Source organism: Mesorhizobium sp. WSM4820, assembly GCF_055811075.1.
Window position 1 is genome coordinate 62,687 of the sequence record NZ_JBVVQN010000010.1, and the last position, 16,647, is coordinate 79,333.

16 protein-coding genes are annotated in these 16,647 nt (G+C 63.1%); 3 read left to right on the forward strand and 13 right to left on the reverse strand.

All coding sequences use genetic code 11. The annotated features are described in order from the left end of the window. On the forward strand, positions 1–1,047 hold the full coding sequence (locus AC0L2R_RS17445; protein ID WP_287174071.1) for a glutathione synthetase: 1,047 nt from the start codon (positions 1–3) through the stop codon (positions 1,045–1,047). A 333-nt stretch (positions 1,048–1,380) separates the two neighbouring features. On the opposite strand, the gene AC0L2R_RS17450 is transcribed toward AC0L2R_RS17445, so the two are convergent. Then, complete coding sequence (locus tag AC0L2R_RS17450) at positions 1,381–2,052, reverse strand: Crp/Fnr family transcriptional regulator (RefSeq protein ID WP_473510451.1); 672 nt, start codon at positions 2,050–2,052, stop codon at positions 1,381–1,383. A 224-nt stretch (positions 2,053–2,276) separates the two neighbouring features. Between AC0L2R_RS17450 and AC0L2R_RS17455 the strand changes: the two genes are divergently transcribed. Further along, a complete protein-coding gene (locus AC0L2R_RS17455; protein ID WP_167522729.1) occupies positions 2,277–2,438 on the forward strand; it encodes a hypothetical protein in 162 nt (53 codons plus the stop codon). A 706-nt stretch (positions 2,439–3,144) separates the two neighbouring features. On the opposite strand, the gene AC0L2R_RS17460 is transcribed toward AC0L2R_RS17455, so the two are convergent. The 8 genes from AC0L2R_RS17460 to AC0L2R_RS17495 all read right to left on the reverse strand — a co-directional run bounded on the left by AC0L2R_RS17460 (position 3,145) and on the right by AC0L2R_RS17495 (position 9,804). Beyond that, entirely contained in the window at positions 3,145–3,651 is a 507-nt protein-coding gene (locus AC0L2R_RS17460; RefSeq protein ID WP_473510453.1) for a GNAT family N-acetyltransferase, read from the reverse strand. Between the two features lie 232 nt (positions 3,652–3,883). After that, the gene (locus tag AC0L2R_RS17465) at positions 3,884–4,612 is read right to left on the reverse strand and encodes an amino acid ABC transporter ATP-binding protein (RefSeq protein WP_473494922.1); all 729 of its coding nucleotides are present in this window, start codon (positions 4,610–4,612) and stop codon (positions 3,884–3,886) included. A gap of 29 nt (positions 4,613–4,641) precedes the next feature. Next, positions 4,642–5,316, reverse strand: coding sequence for an amino acid ABC transporter permease (locus tag AC0L2R_RS17470; RefSeq protein ID WP_287054546.1), 675 nt, complete (start codon positions 5,314–5,316; stop codon positions 4,642–4,644). After that, entirely contained in the window at positions 5,313–5,984 is a 672-nt protein-coding gene (locus tag AC0L2R_RS17475) for an amino acid ABC transporter permease (protein ID WP_473494879.1), read from the reverse strand. The genes AC0L2R_RS17470 and AC0L2R_RS17475 overlap by 4 nt, the downstream gene beginning before the upstream one ends. Positions 5,985–6,099: 115 nt before the next feature. After that, complete coding sequence (locus AC0L2R_RS17480) at positions 6,100–6,888, reverse strand: ABC transporter substrate-binding protein (protein WP_473494880.1); 789 nt, start codon at positions 6,886–6,888, stop codon at positions 6,100–6,102. Between the two features lie 112 nt (positions 6,889–7,000). Then, positions 7,001–8,164, reverse strand: coding sequence for a saccharopine dehydrogenase family protein (locus AC0L2R_RS17485; protein WP_473510454.1), 1,164 nt, complete (start codon positions 8,162–8,164; stop codon positions 7,001–7,003). Continuing rightward, on the reverse strand, positions 8,161–8,712 hold the full coding sequence (locus tag AC0L2R_RS17490; protein WP_473510456.1) for an Lrp/AsnC family transcriptional regulator: 552 nt from the start codon (positions 8,710–8,712) through the stop codon (positions 8,161–8,163). The genes AC0L2R_RS17485 and AC0L2R_RS17490 overlap by 4 nt, the downstream gene beginning before the upstream one ends. 168 nt (positions 8,713–8,880) lie before the next feature. Further along, the gene (locus tag AC0L2R_RS17495) at positions 8,881–9,804 is read right to left on the reverse strand and encodes a LysR family transcriptional regulator (protein ID WP_473510458.1); all 924 of its coding nucleotides are present in this window, start codon (positions 9,802–9,804) and stop codon (positions 8,881–8,883) included. A 92-nt stretch (positions 9,805–9,896) separates the two neighbouring features. Here AC0L2R_RS17495 and AC0L2R_RS17500 point away from each other — a divergent pair, with 92 nt between their 5' ends. Further along, a complete protein-coding gene (locus AC0L2R_RS17500; protein ID WP_473510460.1) occupies positions 9,897–10,727 on the forward strand; it encodes an NAD(P)H-dependent oxidoreductase in 831 nt (276 codons plus the stop codon). Between the two features lie 49 nt (positions 10,728–10,776). Here AC0L2R_RS17500 and AC0L2R_RS17505 read toward each other — a convergent pair whose 3' ends face one another. The 4 genes from AC0L2R_RS17505 to AC0L2R_RS17520 form a co-directional block, all read right to left on the reverse strand. Next, entirely contained in the window at positions 10,777–11,502 is a 726-nt protein-coding gene (locus AC0L2R_RS17505) for a 3-keto-5-aminohexanoate cleavage protein (protein WP_473510462.1), read from the reverse strand. Positions 11,503–11,718: 216 nt separating this feature from the next. Next, a complete protein-coding gene (locus tag AC0L2R_RS17510) occupies positions 11,719–13,029 on the reverse strand; it encodes a tetratricopeptide repeat protein (protein WP_473510463.1) in 1,311 nt (436 codons plus the stop codon). Between the two features lie 211 nt (positions 13,030–13,240). Next, on the reverse strand, positions 13,241–14,596 hold the full coding sequence (locus AC0L2R_RS17515) for a sigma-54-dependent transcriptional regulator (RefSeq protein ID WP_473510465.1): 1,356 nt from the start codon (positions 14,594–14,596) through the stop codon (positions 13,241–13,243). Positions 14,597–14,609: 13 nt separating this feature from the next. Further along, positions 14,610–16,484 carry a sensor histidine kinase gene (locus AC0L2R_RS17520; protein WP_473510467.1) on the reverse strand — a complete coding sequence of 625 codons (1,875 nt, stop codon included), beginning with the start codon at positions 16,482–16,484 and terminating at the stop codon, positions 14,610–14,612. Positions 16,485–16,647: the final 163 nt, after the last annotated feature.

Genomic DNA, 16,647 nt, shown 5'->3' on the forward strand with positions numbered 1-16,647 from the left:
ATGCGCATTGCGTTCTTTGTCAATTCCATTGAGAGCGAGACGCCCGCCTACACGACGACAGCGTTGGCGCTGGCCGCCGTCCAGCGCGGCCATTCGGTTGTCTATGTTGAACCAGGCGACTTCATACTGCGTCCGGATGACGGTCTGGCTGTCAGTGTAGCGGTTCTGCCGGATGCTTCCTACAAGACGTCCGACAGACTGCATGCTGCCCTGAAGGATGCAGCGAAGCAGAAAAAGACTTTGGCGATAAGCGATATCGACATTGTGTTTCTGCGCAACGATCCATCGCTGGACGCCACCGATCGGCCATGGGCCGCCAACGCAGGCGTTATGTTCGGGCGGCTCGCGGCGGCCCGCGGCGCGATTGTCGTCAACGATCCGGATGGCCTGGGACAGGCGCAGAGCAAGCTCTACCTTCAGTCTTTTCCCGAGGCGGTCAGGCCGGCTACCCTGATATCGCGCAGCATTACCGAGATCCGCGCATTTATCGACAAACACTCGAAGGGCTGCATCGTCAAGCCACTCCAAGGATCGGGTGGCAAGAACGTCTTCCATATTGCAACGCCCACCGATTCCAACCTCAACCAGATTTTCGAAGCGGCCAGCGGTGACGGCTATCTCATCGCGCAGGTCTACATTCCGGAGGCCAAGGCTGGTGACGTGCGTCTTTTCCTGATGAACGGTCTGCCGCTGGTGCGCGACGGCAATTACGCAGCCTTTCGCCGCCTTCCAGCCAAGGGCGACGTCCGGTCCAATATCCATGCCGCCGGAACAGCCCGCAAAGTCAAGGTAACAGGCACGATGTTGGGCATTGCCGAGATGGTGCGCCCCAAATTGATCAACGACGGCATGTTTCTGGTTGGGCTCGACATCGTCGGGGACAAGCTTCTGGAGATCAACGTCTTCACGCCAGGCGGGCTGACACGGCTCGCCGTCATGTACAAGACGGATTTTGCCACAAGCGTCATCATTGCACTGGAGGAGAAGCGGACGCTGCGGCAAGCCTATGGAACGGCCATGACAAATTCGCGGCTGGCGACGCTCTGAGGGATGCAGGCAGGCCGGCTAGCAGGCCAACTAGGACGGCAAGTGGGTTGAGGTTCGCACTGAGCCTCTGGCGACATTCGGCTGAAGACGCCGGCCGGGTCTTTCCAGACCAGGGCAGAATCCAATCACTCTGAACGACCGAGTTCAATCCTTGTCTGCCCTTCGTTCGGAGAACTTTTAAGAAGCCGAGTCATGATTCTTGCAAGGGGTGAAGCGATCAAAGCCCGACCCGCGCGCTGGCACGCTAGGTTGCCCGGTTTGCCGGAAGGAATAATCACTTGCGGCCGAGGAGTATGAAACGTGCGCTGCCCCCCGCCGCAGCGACAGCCTTCGCTATTCCTTCTTGTCGACCAGCGCCCGTAGTGCCGAGACGTCATGCAGCAATAACCTGCTGCCGCGCTTTTCGATCAGGCCTCTCTTGGCGAGGTCGCTCATTTCGCGCGAGACCGCTTCCCTGTGCGTGCTCATCGTTGCCGCCAGCTCGGAATGCGTCGGTGCCGGGCTTATGGACACCTCGCCGTCCACGAGTGCGGCTTTCTCCGCCCGATGCAGGAGCTCGACGATCAGCCGTTTTCGCACGACCAGAGTGCTGTATTCGAATACCCGCTCGGTCATGCGCCGGAGCTGGGCAGACAGATGCTCAAGCAGCATCCAGGCAAAAGTCGGGTGGGTCATCACGATATCCCGGAATGCTGTGCCGGACAGCCGTGCAGCGCGGGTTGCCTCCAGCGCGACTACGCTGGCAGAGCGTGCAATCCCGTCAATGCCTCCGAGCTCCCCGAAAATGTCACCCGGCTCGACATCGCGATACGCTATCTCCCTGCCGTCCGCTGAAACCAGTGTCACGCGAGCCCGTCCTTCCAGCAGGAAGAAGACATCGCGACCAGTGTCGCCGTGGGAAATGATCAGCTCGTTGTGTCGATAGCTGCGCTCGTGCCACCGTTTGGTCAGCGCGGCGAGGTCGGCATCGCAAAGTCTTGAGATGAAGGCCAGAGAGCTTGTCACAACGGTCTCTTGTTCAATCAAGTGTACTTCACCTTACTCCCTATCCAAGGAAATTTGATGGCCGCAGGCCCCGCTTTCCGGGATGCAAACTGGGAGCGGATTTCGCCAATGTTTTCCCCGGTGTGGGAATTCCCACAGCCGAGCCTGGTTCGACTGTCATATCCTTGTTGCAACGTCAGGCCCGCCGGTTCGTGCGCAAGCCGGCGAAAGGAAAGGGAACAGTCATGAAATTCTTGGCTCCCGTCACAAAACTTGCTGCGGGGTTTCGCAAATTCGTCGCGCCGCGCTACCGCCCGGAGCTTTATTACATGCGTGGCCCGGGGCCAGCCACCGCCCGCCGTATGGGCACGCCGCGGCAAAACCAATCCATCGACCACTACGCCTAACTTGCCTCGCGGACGGCTGAAGCTCTCGCCCGGAGTGCCGTTCGCGCCGTTCCGTACCGGTCAATTCAGATCAATGAAGGTATGATCTGATCATGGTTATAATTCATGCTGCCGCCATTGGTCCATTTCGCAGGTGGTTACGCCTCCGCGCCGAGCGAAAAGCTCTCTTGTCGGCAACGGACCAGTTGAGCCGTTTACCCGATGACGTTCTTGGCGACATCGGCATCTCACGTGACGAAATCATGTGCGCTTTGCGAAGCCGCGCCATCCGTCATGCGGAGGCAGGCGCGGCCGGCACGACGATCGAGCGCACCAGGATCGCTTCGGCCTCGATCCCGAAACGGTTGGCCGCCGGCAGTAGCTACGCCTCGGCCGAGATCCCCTTTGGCTGGTCCACGAGCGCGCGATCGAGCCTTACATCGCGGCTTCGACAAGCAGCGGCGCGCGGACGGGACCTTCGAACGGCACTACACCTGCGACCCCAAGGACTGAATGTCGACCGACGGGAACTGGGGAGGATCTCAAAATGATCATGTCAGTTGTTAAGTCCCTCGCGCTCGCTCACGCTGACATGCCAATCAAACAGCTGAAAGACGTCTATTTGGATTGCGAACGGGGAGGCCGCCGGTGCGTTGGGCACGGAAGACGTGATGTACTGTTCGATGCGCGAGTTCCGACTAGGCGCGCGATAGCAGTTTGCGCATAATCAACGATGCATGGCCTTCTGCACCGTGCAACGCGGCCACTTCGAACCATGTTTGCGGTAAAAGGCCATTGCCCGGTCGTTTCCCTCGAGCACTTCGAGTGCGATGCTCAGGATGCCGGAATGGGCGGCAAAGTCAGCGTGCAATATATTAGCGGCTAGCCCGGTGCCGTACTCGCTTTGATCGATGTGGAGCCGGTCAAGCATGACGTCGCCGGCTTCATTCACCTTAGCCATCGCGTAGCCGGCAATCGAGCCGTCTGGCCGTTCTGCGACGGACGACATTTTGTTGGTGTCTGTCAGTTCCGGCGCAATCCGCTGCAGCGTGTGATCTTCATCCGAAATCAGGGCCGCGGTCTCGGCACCCATGATTGGCGAGCACGTCCTGCGCCAAGACTCTCCAATGAGCAGCGATACCGACGGCACGTCCTGCTCAGTCATGGCTCCGATTTGCCTCATCGATAACGTCCCCTGCCGGTCAATTATAGCGTTGCCGGACGGGCCGCTCAAATTCGGAGCGGCGGCCTACCGCCGGTTCATCGCATGGGGGTCACGCCGTTCCCTACATCTACCATCAGGCATGGTCCGCAGGTCGCCTCCTACCGATGAGCTAACGTCCGCTCTGGAGAAGCACCGCGAATGTCTGAACATGGCGCTAATTGCTCGTTCCCATCGACGAGACGAATGGCAGCATCCCACCCGTCTCGGCCATTGGCGACAGCCAGCTGGTTGAGTTTTGACTCTAATGCCGCAGAATCTTGCTCAGGAAGGCGCGGCTGCGGTCGGTCTTGGGGTGCGAGAAGAATTCATCCGGCGTGCCGCTCTCGACGATGGCGCCGGCATCCATGAACACCACGCGCTGGGCGACCTTGCGGGCAAAGCCCATTTCGTGGGTCACCACCATCATGGTCATGCCCTCCTCGGCGACAGCGACCATGACGTCGAGCACTTCCGAGATCATCTCAGGATCGAGCGCCGAGGTCGGCTCGTCGAACAGCATGATCTTGGGGCGCATACCGAGGCAGCGGGCGATCGCGACGCGCTGCTGCTGGCCGCCGGAGAGTTGTGCGGGATAGGCATTGACCTTGTCGGCAAGGCCGACCTTGGCAAGCAGCTCGCGCCCGGCCTTCTCGGCCTCGGCGCGCGGGATCTTGCGGACATGGATCGGCGCCAGCGTCACGTTCTCGAGCGCTGTCTTGTGCGGGTAGAGGTTGAAGGACTGGAAGACGAAGCCGATCTCGGTGCGCAGCCGCGTCATGTTGGTGGCGGGGTCGCCGAGGCGCTGGCCGTCGACCATCAGGTCGCCGTCGCGGATCGTCTCCAGCCCGTTAATGCAGCGGATCAGCGTGCTCTTGCCCGAGCCGCTCGGGCCGCAGACAACGACCACTTCGCGTGGCTCGACGCTGAGCGTGATGTCCTTGAGCACATTGAGCGTGCCGAACCATTTGTTGACGCCGCGAAACTCGATTATGCCGGTACCATTTTTGCTGAGGTTCAACGTCACAACTGCACCTCGCCATGGGCCGCACCCATGCGCTGCTCAAGCCGGCGCGCCAGCAGGATCAGCGGATAACAGACGATGAAATAGCCGAGGCCGACGAGGAAGAAGACCAGCAGGCCGTTCGGCACGCGTTGCACCACCAGCCAGCCGACGCGGGTGAGGTCGGTGAGCCCGATAGCCGAAACGACAGAGGAATCCTTGATCAGCAGCACATATTGCCCGACCAGCGGCGGCAGCACGATGCGCATCGCCTGCGGCAGCACCACCTGGCGCATGCGCTGCCAGCGCGACAGGCCGGACGCCAGCGCCGCCTCGACCTGGCCGGTCGGCACCGAGCGGATGCCGGCGACGACGATCTCGCAGATGAAGCAGGCGGCCAGATTGGTCAGCGCGATGATGCCGGCGGTGAAGGCGTCGAGCTCGATGCCGAGTTCAGGCAAGATGAAGAAGATCAGGAAGATCTGCACCAGGAACGGCGTGCCGCGGATCAGGTCGACCCAGGCGCCGATCACGCCGCTGATCAGCCGGTTGCCGCCGGTCCGCAGGATGCCGAGGCCAAAGCCGATCAGCGTGCCCAGCACCAGGCTGACCAGCGACAGCATCACGGTCATGCCGAGGCCGCGCAGGGCGAGGGGATAGCTGCCGGCGAGGCTTTGCAGCTGCTGCCAGATCATGTCCGTGCCCCCGCGAGGCCGAGCCAGCGCCCGGACAGTGCCGCCAGTCCCTTTAGCCCGTAATAGAGCAGCAGGTAGAAGGCGGCAATGGTGATGAAACCTTCCGCCGGCATGAAGCGGTCGGAGGCGAGCAATTGCCCGGCGCGCGTCAGTTCGGCGACCGCGATCAGCGACAGCAGAGCGGAATCCTTGACCAGCACGATCGCCTGGCCGAGTAGCGGCGGGATCGTCACCTTGAACGCCTGCGGCAGGATGACCAGACGCATGCGCTGGACATAGGTCATCCCCGACGCGACGCCGGCCTCGACCTGGCCGCGCGGGATCGACAGAATGCCGGCGCGGATGATCTCGGCGACATAGGCGCCGCTGTTCAGCGACAAAGCAAGGATGCCGACGACGAGCTCAGGCAGGATGATGCCGAGCCGCGGCAGGCCGAAATAGAGGAAATAAAGCTGCGCCAGCAAGGGCGTGGCGCGCACCGCGTCGATATAGGCCTTGGCCGGAATGCGGAACAGCCAGCCGCGCTGAAGGTTCATGGCGGCGAGCACGATGCCGACGGCGAGCGCCCCGGCAAAGGCGAGGACAGACAGCCACACGGTCGTGACGAGGCCCTGCCCGAACAGGGGCAGATATTCGACAATGGTGCGGAAGTTGAAATTTTCGAGCATGGGTGGGGCGGTGAATGGTGAATAGTGAATGGTGAATAGGGATTAGTGAATGGTGAATAGGGATTAGCGAATAGCGAGTAGCGATTTACTACTCACTATTCACTATTCACTATGCTCAGTGATCCTTCTTCCAGTCGTCTGAATTAACCCAGTAGTCGAGGTTCTTCTGCAGGCGGCCGTCGAGGCTGACCTGATCGAGGAACAGGTTCATCCAGGTCAGCAGGTCCTGCTCGTCATAGCGCGTGGCGAAGGCCAGCGGCTCCTTCGACAGCATGTCCGGCATGATGGTGAAGCTGCCGGCCGGGTAGGCGGTCGACTGGCCCTTGACCGCCGAGACGTCGTTGACGCCGCAATCGGCCTGGCCGTTGTTGACGGCGTCAAGCAGCAGCGGGCCGCCGCCCTTGTAGCTCTTGATGTCGGCGTCCGGGAAAGCCTTCTTGGCCTCCTTCTCGCCAGTGGCGCCGAGCAGCACGGCGATCTTGGTGCCCTTGGCCTTGCAATCCTCGGTGGATTTGAACTTGCTGTCGGCCTTGGTGAAGACGGTGCTGCCGGTATACATGTAAGGCTTGGTGAAGGCGACCTTCATCGCCCGCGCCAGCGTCGGCGTCATGTCGGCGACCAGAAGATCGGCCTTGCCCGACAAAAGGGCCGGGATCAGGCCGTCCCAATCGAAATCCAAAAAGGTGATCTTGACGCCCATTTCCTTGGCCATCAGTTCGGCAAGCTCGACCGAACTGCCGGTGCGCTCGCCGGCAGCGCCGACCAGCGAGAAGGGCGGTCCCTGCGTCTGCACGGCAACGCGCAATTCGCCGCGCTTGGTGATCTCGTCGAGCGTTCCGGCACTGGCCGCGGCAGTGAGACCGGCGAGCGCAAGGCCGGCGATGAAAAGCTTGGCAATAGTCATTGGGCATTCCTCCTTGTTGTCGTTTGTTATTTTCACTTTGTTGTTCCACCCCTTTGGGGTGCTTTTTGAGCGGCAGCGCCGTTGCCGGCGGCGACCACCGTTCGAAAATCCTTCAGTCCCAGTCGATCGTTTCGGATACCCGTATACCGCGTCTGGCCAGTTCATCGAGAAAGCGGCCGTCCGGCACATGCAACAGCGGGTTGAGCAGGCCGGGCTCGGCAATTTCGCCCCGCGCCAGCATCTGCGCCACGATGCTGGCGGGATAGCCGACGCCGAGGCTCATGCCGAACAGGCCGGAGGCGAGGTCGCGTTCGATGACCAGGTCCGACATCATCGTCTTGCGGCGGCCATCTTGGGTGCCGGTAAAGACATTACGCATCACGCAAAGGTCCTTCTCGCCGGCGCCGTATTGCAGTTGCGGGCCGAGCAGCCGGCCGAGAAATTCGCGTGGGCTGGCGCCAACGCCGGGCACCTTGTCTTCGGAAAGGAAGCCAAGCTCCTTCAGCGGCGCCCAGAACGCCGACCAACCCGGCCAGCGCAACGAATAGCGGCCGGAGCGCTGCAACCCCTTGGCGGCGGCAAGCATGCCGGCATAATGCGGCGCGTCGCCATTGGGGAAGGCTTCCAGCCTGCCGAGCCCCGCGATCTCGATCTCGTGGATAAAGCGATTTTCATGTTGCTGGCCGGCCGGCACATCGACCCGCTTGCCGTTCTCGACCAGCACGCTGTCGCGGTTCTGGCTCATCAGAACCATGTCAAAATTCCAGCTCACCTTGTAGCACAGCGGCTTGGCCATCGCCTTCGGCTCGGGGATACCGCCGCAATAGGAATCGATCGCGGTGATGGCGTCGAACTGCCTTGCGGCGCGCGCGTAGAGCACAAGGTCGATGCCGGGGTCGAGCCCGCATTCGGTCATGATCGAAACGCCGGCCGCTTCCGCTGCGGGGGCAAGGTCGGCGATCGTCTTGCCGTAATTGGTGGTGACCAGCGGCGTGCGCGTCGTGATCGCGGCCTGCACCGCCTCGCGCATCAGCGGCTGCGGCAACAGATCGATGGCGGCGTCGACACCCGCCAGCACATTCGCCAACACAGGGGCGATCGCGCCTTCGGGCACGACGAAACGCACGCGGGCAAGGTCGGTCAGGCCGCCAAGCCGGGCTGCCCCATTCGGCGCAGTATCGACGCAGACGACCTCTTCGACATCGGCGCTGGCGACGAGATCGGCGATCGCCGCCCGGCCTTGCAGGCCGAGGCCGCCGAGAACCGCGATCTTCATGGTATTTCCTTTCGCCCAGTTTCGTCGCGCCCAGTTTCGTCGCGCCCAATTTCGTCGCGCTTGCTCTCGTCCGACCAGCAGCCTTCCGGCAGGCTGACCCATTTGTTGCAGGAGGCCATGACGACGAACGTCTCGCTGCGCACGACTTCCCCCGGCTCGCCGGCGCCGGGGATCAGCTCGCTGGTGACGCGATAGAGATCGGCGACATCGCCGGCCACCGTCACGTCGACGATAATGTCGAAGCGTCCGGTGACCACGGAGGCCGAGTTCACGAAAGGCAGTTCGGCAATGCGCTGCGCCAGTTCCCGGGCGCGGCCGCGCCCCTGCGCATTGATGCCGACGATCGCCGAGATCAATTCTGGGCGCTCGGTCAGGTTGAGCAGCCCGACGATCTTGAGCAGGTTGCGGTCAAGCAGGTTGCGCAGCCGCATGCGCACCGTGGGCACCGAGACGGCCATCTTCTCGGCGAGGCGATTGACGCCAAGCTGCGCATCCTGCGACAGCAGCTTGACCAGTCGCCGGTCGGTCTGATCGAGATGTTCCCGCAAAAACTCAGGCTTTCATAAATGGAAAGAATTTATCGAATTTTCTTTCTGATATGAAAACAGCTTAGGGTGTATCTTTTTAAATCGCAAGAGCGTTCGGCGCCGTCAACAAGGCCGCATCCTGGAAGACAGAAGGGTTTTGCCAGCCGCAGCCGACCGAGGGCATGCCGACTAACGCGGTTTCTCGATCCCTGGAATGCCGCCGATCCGCTCGGCGAGAAAATCGACCAGCAGCCGGACCCTGGCAATGCCGGCGCGCTCCGGGACGATCAGCATGCTCAGCGGAATGGGAGGCGGGGCGTAGTCCGGCAGGATCACTTCCAGCCGGCCGGCGGCGAGGAGATCGTCGACAAGCCAGTGATGGGCAGGTGCAATACCGCGCCCGGCGACGAGGGCTTCGCGCACGGCAAGCCCATGGTCGACCCGAAACCGGCCGCCAAAAGGCACCGCGTGGCGTTCGCCGCCCGGCCCCTCCAGGGCGAGCGTGTCGCTTCCCGCGATGTTCGACATCCGGATGCCTTCGTGGCCAGGCAGGTCCTGTGGGACGGCCGGTCTGCCCCGCGCCGCCAGATAGGCGGGCGCCGCCACCAGCAGACGCCGGGACTGGCCGAGCGCCCGCAGTTTCATCGAGCTGTCGGTGAGCGGACCGAGGCGAAGCGCGACGTCGACGCCCTCCCGCACAAGGTCGATGCGCTCGTCGGTGAGGCTGAGATCGACCCCGATGTCGGGGTAGCGGTCCTGAAAGGCGAAGATCAGCCGGCTGACGTGCAAGACCCCGAGCGCCGCCGTGCAGGATATCCGGATCGTGCCGGCCGACGCGCCGCGTGTGCCCCGCGCCTCGTCGCCGGCCTGCTCGACGAGGCGCAGGATCTGAACGCTGTCGGCATAGTAACGGCTGCCTTCATCGGTCATCGTGACACGCCGGGTGGTCCTGCTGAGCAAGGGCACCCCGACGGCGTCTTCGAGCTCGCGCAAATGCCGCGTGACCGTCGACTGCCCAACCCCGAGCTCGCGCGCCACCGCCGACAGGCTGCCGCGCTCGGCGACGCGAACGAAGGTGCGCATGCGCTCGAGGGTCACATCAGATCTATCCATTATTCGGCATAATCTTATGCATTGCTAAGATGTAGCGGATCATCTCTGGCCTAGCTACCTTCAGTGCCATCATCCTTCATCGGAGTGGCCCCATGAAAGTCCTGCTTGTTTTTGCTCATCCTGAACCGCGTTCGCTCAACGGAGCACTGCGTGACGTCGCCATCAGGGAACTCGAGGCCCAGGGCCATGAAGTGCTGATATCGGACCTCTATGCCGATGGCTGGAAATCCGAGGTGGACCGTGCCGATTTTCCGTCGTGGCCGCCCGAAGAACGCTTCCTGCCGGCTGTAGCATCCAAAAAAGCTTTTGCGACCAACACGCTAACCGAAGATGTTAAAGCAGAGATCGACAAGCTGCTGTGGGCCGACACGCTGATCCTCCAGTTCCCGCTGTGGTGGTATGCCATGCCGGCAATCCTCAAGGGCTGGGTCGACCGGGTGTACGCCTACGGCTTCGCCTATGGTGTCGGCGAGCATAGCGACAAGCGATGGGGTGACCGCTTTGGCGAGGGAACGCTCGCCGGCAAGCGCGCGATGCTGATCGTGACCGCCGGCGGCTGGGAGGAGCATTACTCCGCCCGCGGCGTCAACGGCCCGATCGACGACCTGCTGTTCCCGATCAATCACGGGATCCTTTACTATCCGGGCTACGACGTGCTTCCGCCGTTCGTCGTCTACAGAGTGGATCGTTTTGGCGAGGCCGATTTCGAGCCTGTCGCGGAGCGCCTGCGCGAAAGGATGCGGACGCTCGAGACAACCCGGCCCATTCCCTACCGGCAGCAGAATGGCGGCGACTACCACATCCCGAGCATGCAGCTCCGCTCTGAGCTGGGCGACCCGGGCGCAGCAGGGTTCGCGCTTCACGAGGATCGCGCAACCGCGAAATCGACTACGCCGCGTTCGCCTTTGCGGGACGTGGCCTGACGCAGCATCCCGAGAAGATCGGCAAGGCGCCCGAAGCCTACGGGATGAATCAACGACCGGCCCGGAAGATCGCAACCGCAGCAGCCGTCAGTGCGGCATTGCCGGATGCCGTAGTGCCGTCCGGAAGCGCCTTGCCGTCTTCCAGCCCGACACGCGTCGACCAGCGCCGCTCCGCCGCCCGGTGCACGAACGGCCAGACCGTGGCGTCGGCGCCGTGCAGCAGGATGGCGCGACGCATCCCGGCGCGGTCAAGCACGGCGGCGATGCCGTCGCAGGCTTCCAGCGCCTCGTCCAGCGCCTGCTCGGAAATCTCGATCAGGATGCGCAGCACCTGGTTGCCATGGTCGAGGCGGACCAGGCGCTCGGCATCAGCGACGGAGGCGAGCCCGGCCTCGATACCGATGCCGCGCTGCCGCAGGCTTTGCATGACCTCGGGCGCTGCCTTCTCGCTCAGATTGACCGACGCATAGTCGGGCAATTCGCTCCAGCCGGCGATCGCCGCAAGTGTGCGCTCGTCATCATTCTCGATCCAGGCGCCGGTCGACACGCCAATCAGCGTTCCCGGGCAGGCTCGGCGCAGCGTCAGGATGGTACGGTCCATCGTCGCCGGGGCAAGGTTTTCGCGGCCGTCGAGCCCGCGTGCATGGACATGCAGCTCGGCCGCACCGGCGGCCACGCAGGACGCGCCGTCACGCGCCATGGCGTCCGCGTCAAGCGGCAACTGCGGATAGAAATCGGCGCTGCGCGCGCCATTGATGCAGGTCTGGACAATCATGAGAGTGGTCCGGTTGCGGTTGCTCAGTCTAGCGCAGGGCCGCGAAGACTGTAATTGGTCGCGCGATCATCCTGACAGATGGCCGGCCAAGCCTGAACCAATGTGACGGAATGTGCCGGGCAAGCACCACGGCCCGGACTTCAATGCGCTTGCGCGCCTTGCAGGAGATGCGTCTGTCTTTCCGATCCCAAGTCTCGGCTGGGACTCATTCTTCTGTCACGGCATAACGTCCAGCGCACGTAATCTGGCGGCGGCGAGATGGCGCTCGATGTGGTCCTGAGGGCATTCGCTGGCCGCGCGCCGGTAAAGCGGCAATGCGGCTTCGGTGTGTCCCTGTAGTCGGTTGAACTCGGCGACGAAAAAATTCGCCTCACAGCGCAGTACGATTTTCGTGGCCATGCTCGCTCCGCCAGCCGCTGCCAGTACCTCGGCGGGGGTTTGTTCACCAAGAAACATATGCACTACCGGTGCCGGCCAGTTCGTCATGTCGAGCGTTTTGGCTGCTTCGCGCAAATGGCCGTCATCGCCACTGCTGCGCTCCAGGATGTGCCTCCAGATCGCGAGGTAGGCATTTCCAGGCTCGAGCGCCGCAGCTTTTTCGATGTCGGCCTGTGCTTTCGCAAGCAAGCCGAAAAGCAACTCCACGAGCCCCCGGTCTCCATAGGTGTGGCCGACGTTCGGACTGAGGCTGATTGCCTGCGAGCAATCGGCTATCGCAAGCGCCTCATTACCCTTGGCGGCCCAAGAGAGGCCTCGGTTAGAATATGCGAGCGTATTCTTGGGATCGAGGGCAATCGCTTGACTATGGTCGGCGATGGCACGGTCAAAGTCACCCTTCCTGGCCCACACGACGCCTCGACTGTTGTAGGCATCCACATTTTTGGGATTGAGGCTGATCGCCTGGTTGAAATCGGCCATGGCGAGGTCATTGTCCCCCTTGCCGGCCCCCGCTATGCCTCTACCGATGTAAGCACTGGCGAGCTTCGGATCGAGACGGATCGCCTGGTCAAAATCGGCCATAGCACGGTCGAGGTCGCCCTTGCTTTTCCAGACGAGTCCTCGATTGACATAGATCGCCGCCTTTTGCGGTTCGAGCTTGATCGCCGTGTTGTAGTCGGCGATAGCGCGGTCATAGTCGCCCCTGCTGAACCAGACCCAGCCTCGACCATTGTAGGCTCTGGCCTGGTTCGGATCGAGGCTGATCGCCTGATCAAAATCCGCCATGGCGCGGTCGTAGTCGCCAAGTTCCACCAGAGCGTTGCCACGCTTGCCATACGCGATTTGTCGATCGCCGGCCGGCTCCGTCGTATCCTCGATCATGCGCGTGCAGGCGGCGATTCGCACCGCCAGTTCGACCTCGTCATCGCTGATGCAATCGCTGCTGGCCGCGAACGCCGGGAAGGCCGAAACCGTCAGGACGATTGCGGCGGCCAGCGCCCACCATGAGGGCTTGAGCCACACTCGAACCAATTTCACCACCCCGCCAATCGAAGCCCTCGGCGCCGCCGCAAGCGACGCGTGGCGCATTCTAACCAACCGATTTCAGAGAGCAATCACTGGTTGCGCCGTGAATCGGTCATCGAGTGGCGGCTGGCGTGGCCGCCGCACTGCCTTGCCTGATCCGCATCCGTCGGCGTGCCGAGGAAGGCGACGATGTCGTCAATCTCAGGGTCCGTCAGCGCCGAACGGGCAGGGATGATCTGGCCGCCCCGAAGGGCAGCACAAGCGATCGGCCCCCTTACCTCGAAAACTCGCTGCGCACGATGCCGTGGCGCTGCAGCTTGTCATAAAAGGTCTTGCGCGGGATCCCCAGCGCTTCGATCGTGCGCCTGACGTCGCCCTCGTTGCGGTTAAGCGTCTCGCGGATGATGTCGGCCTCGTAGCGCTCCAGCCGTTCCGGCAGTTTCATGGCGGCATCCGGCTGGGCTGGGGCAGGGGATGCCACTCCTGCGTCTTCCTCCAGTCCAAGCACAAAGCGTTCGGCGAAATGCGCGAGCTCGCGCACATTGCCCGGCCAGTCATGGTCGCTCAGATGGCGGTGCACCGCGGCCGGCACCGCCGGCAGCGGACGCCGGAAGCGGGCGGCGGCGCGCTCGGCGAAGTAGAAGAACAGCAGTGCGACGTCGTCGCGGCGCTCGCGCAGCGGCGGAATGGAGATCGTCACCACGTTGAGCCGGTAATAGAGATCCTCGCGGAAAGCGCCGCGCTGGCGCGGATCGCCGAGATCGACCTTGGCGGCCGCAACGACGCGCAGGTCGACCGGCCGCATTTCGTTGGTGCCAAGCGGGGTGACCTCGCGCATTTCCAGCACGCGCAGCATCTGCACCTGTGTCGAGACCGGCATGCTTTCGATCTCGTCGAGGAACAGCGTGCCGCCGCTGGCATGCTCGATACGGCCGATCCGCTTCTTCTGCGCCCCGGTGAAGGCGCCGGCCTCGTGGCCGAACAATTCGCTCTCGATGACCGTCTCGGGCAGCGTGCCGCAATTCAGCGCGACGAAATTGCCCTTGGCGCGGCGACTCCAGCGATGCAAAAGGCTGGCCACCACTTCCTTGCCGGAACCGGTTTCGCCGGTCACCAGCACGTCGACATCGGTGTCGGCGATCTGGCGCAGCGTGCGGCGCAGCCTTTCCATCGCCGGCGTCTGGCCGATCAGCGGCAGGCCGTCCTGCGCCTCTCCGGCCGCCTCGCGCAAGGCGCGGTTCTCCATCACCAGGCGGCGCTTTTCCGCGGCGCGGCGCACGCTCTGCACCAGCCGGTCGGCGGCGAAGGGTTTTGTGATGAAGTCGTAGGCGCCGTCCTTGATCGCCTTGACGGCAACCGCGATGTCGCCATGCCCGGTGACGAGGATGACCGGGATGTCCGGGTCCAGCCGCAGGATGCGGTTGAAAAGCTGCAAGCCGTCAATCTCAGGCATGCGGATATCCGACACCACCACGCCGGCAAAACCGGTGTCGAGCCTGGCCAGCGCCTCGGCCGCCACCGAAAAAGCCGAGACCGAAAAGCCGGCAAGCTCAAGCGTCTGCGCGGTAGCCCTGAGGAGATCGCTGTCGTCATCGACCAAGATGACCGGCGCTGCGTCGTCGTTCGTCATGCTGCCTTGGCCACTATGCTGCTTTCAAGAGATGGATGGCGAAGCGGGTGCCGCTGCCGTCGCTCGAAACCTCGATGCGTCCGCCGTAGTCGGCGACGATATCCTTCGAGATGACAAGACCAAGACCGAGGCCTTTTTCCTTGGAAGTATTGAACGGCGTGAACAACGATTTGAGAATCCCTGGCGGAATGCCAGGTCCGTTATCGGACACGCCGACCATCACGCCGTCCGCGGTCTCCTCGACCGCAACCCGCACATGAGCGTCGTTGCGGCCGTCCAGCGCTTCAAGCGCGTTCTGGAAGAGGTTGATCAGCACCTGTTCGAGCCGGACCCGGTTGCCCATGACCTTGAGGCTCGGCGGTGGCAGGTCGATCGCCAGTGCGTCGAGCCGGCCGGCAAAGCGGCTTCTCAACAGCACGACGGCGCCCTCGATGACACCGCGCAATGCGACAGGCTCGGCGGCGGTGCGGCCCTTGCGGGCAAAGGCCTTCAATTCTTCGGTGATGGTGCCGATGCGCTCGGTCAGTGCTGCGATGGCACCGAGGTTTTCCCCGGCGGGCGCAGTCTGCTTCCTGTCGAGGAAGACGCGGGCGTTGTCGGCATAGGCGCGTATGGTGGCAACCGGCTGGTTGATCTCATGGGCGACGCCGGCGGCGACCTGGCCGAGGATGGCGAGGCGGTTGGCCTGGACCAGATCCTGCTGCACAACCTGCAGCTTGGCTTCCGTGCTGCGATGGTCTGATATCTCCGCCTGCAGCCGATCGCGGGCACGGCTCAGATCCTCGGTTCGTTCGACGACGCGGCGCTCGAGTTCGGTGCGCGCCGCCTGTTCGGCGGCGATCCGCATTTGTCCCGACTGCCGGCGCCACAACAGATACGCAGCAAGGCCGAGCAACGGGACCAAGACGCCGAGCGCAAGGAGCCGCATTTCACGGGCCGCGGCGGCGATCGGCGCCTCGGCCGGGACGAGATAGTCGAGGCGCCAGGGGGTCGAAGGAACCGGGGCTGAAAGTCTCAGATATTCCGCGTCGCTGCCGCCGGGCGTCACCGCGTGGACGATGGATGTGTCCGGGCTGAGCGCCTGCGGGCGCGTGATCGGCAACGGCATCAGCGGTGCATCGCCGAACTGCTGGCTGTTCTGGATCGCGGCACGATCAGGCCCGGCAAGCGGCGCCGTCGTCATGAAGCGCCAGGACCGCACGCTGGTGATCAGGACGATACCGCGCTCGTCGCTGACATAGGCCGGGCGGTTCACCTCGTGCCAGTCGGCTTCGAGCTGATCGAACTCCGCCTTGACGACGACGACGCCGAGCGGTGCGGCAGCATCGCCGACGCGTCGCGAGATGTAGAGGCCTGGGCGTTTGCTGACATTGCCGAGCGCGAAATATTCGGCGGTTCCAGATTGCATCGCCGCGGAGAAATAGTCGCGGAACCGGTAGTCGTTGCCGACAAAGCTGATCGGGTCGCGCCAGTTGCTGGAGGCGATCGCCAGTCCGTCGCTGCCGATGACATAGAGCACCGAGGCCTTGGTGCCGGAGACCAGCCCTTCAAGCTTGCGATTCAGCACATCGATTGCAGCAGCACTTTTCTGCGCCAGCGCGTCGCGCACCTGCTGGTCTTCCGACAAAAGCAGGGGCAGGGCGCGCGGGCTTTCCAGAACGGCGCGCAATAGCGCGACCTTCAGATTGGCGTCGGTGCGGCCCTGCGCCGTCAGTGTCCCGAGCTCGGTGATGCGGCCATAGAGACCGGCGCCGTAAAGTGCGGCCGTGGCCGTCGCAAGGGCGATTACCGCAAACAGCAGCCAGGCACGGCGCGCTCGCCTGCCGAGTTGCTCGGGCGTCGACGGCAAGGCAGCGGCGGGTCGTTGCAGCATCGCCCATTTGTGCATGATTTCGCACAAAGCACAATTCGACCATGCGAACATCCGCACTTTGTGTGTGTGCGAGACGAACAACCAGTTCTGGAATACTCAATAAAATCAAAGGGAGAGGCTCTTTTCCGCGCACTTGGCACGGCAGTTGCAAACACGACTTCAGCGGTCACGAGGCTGC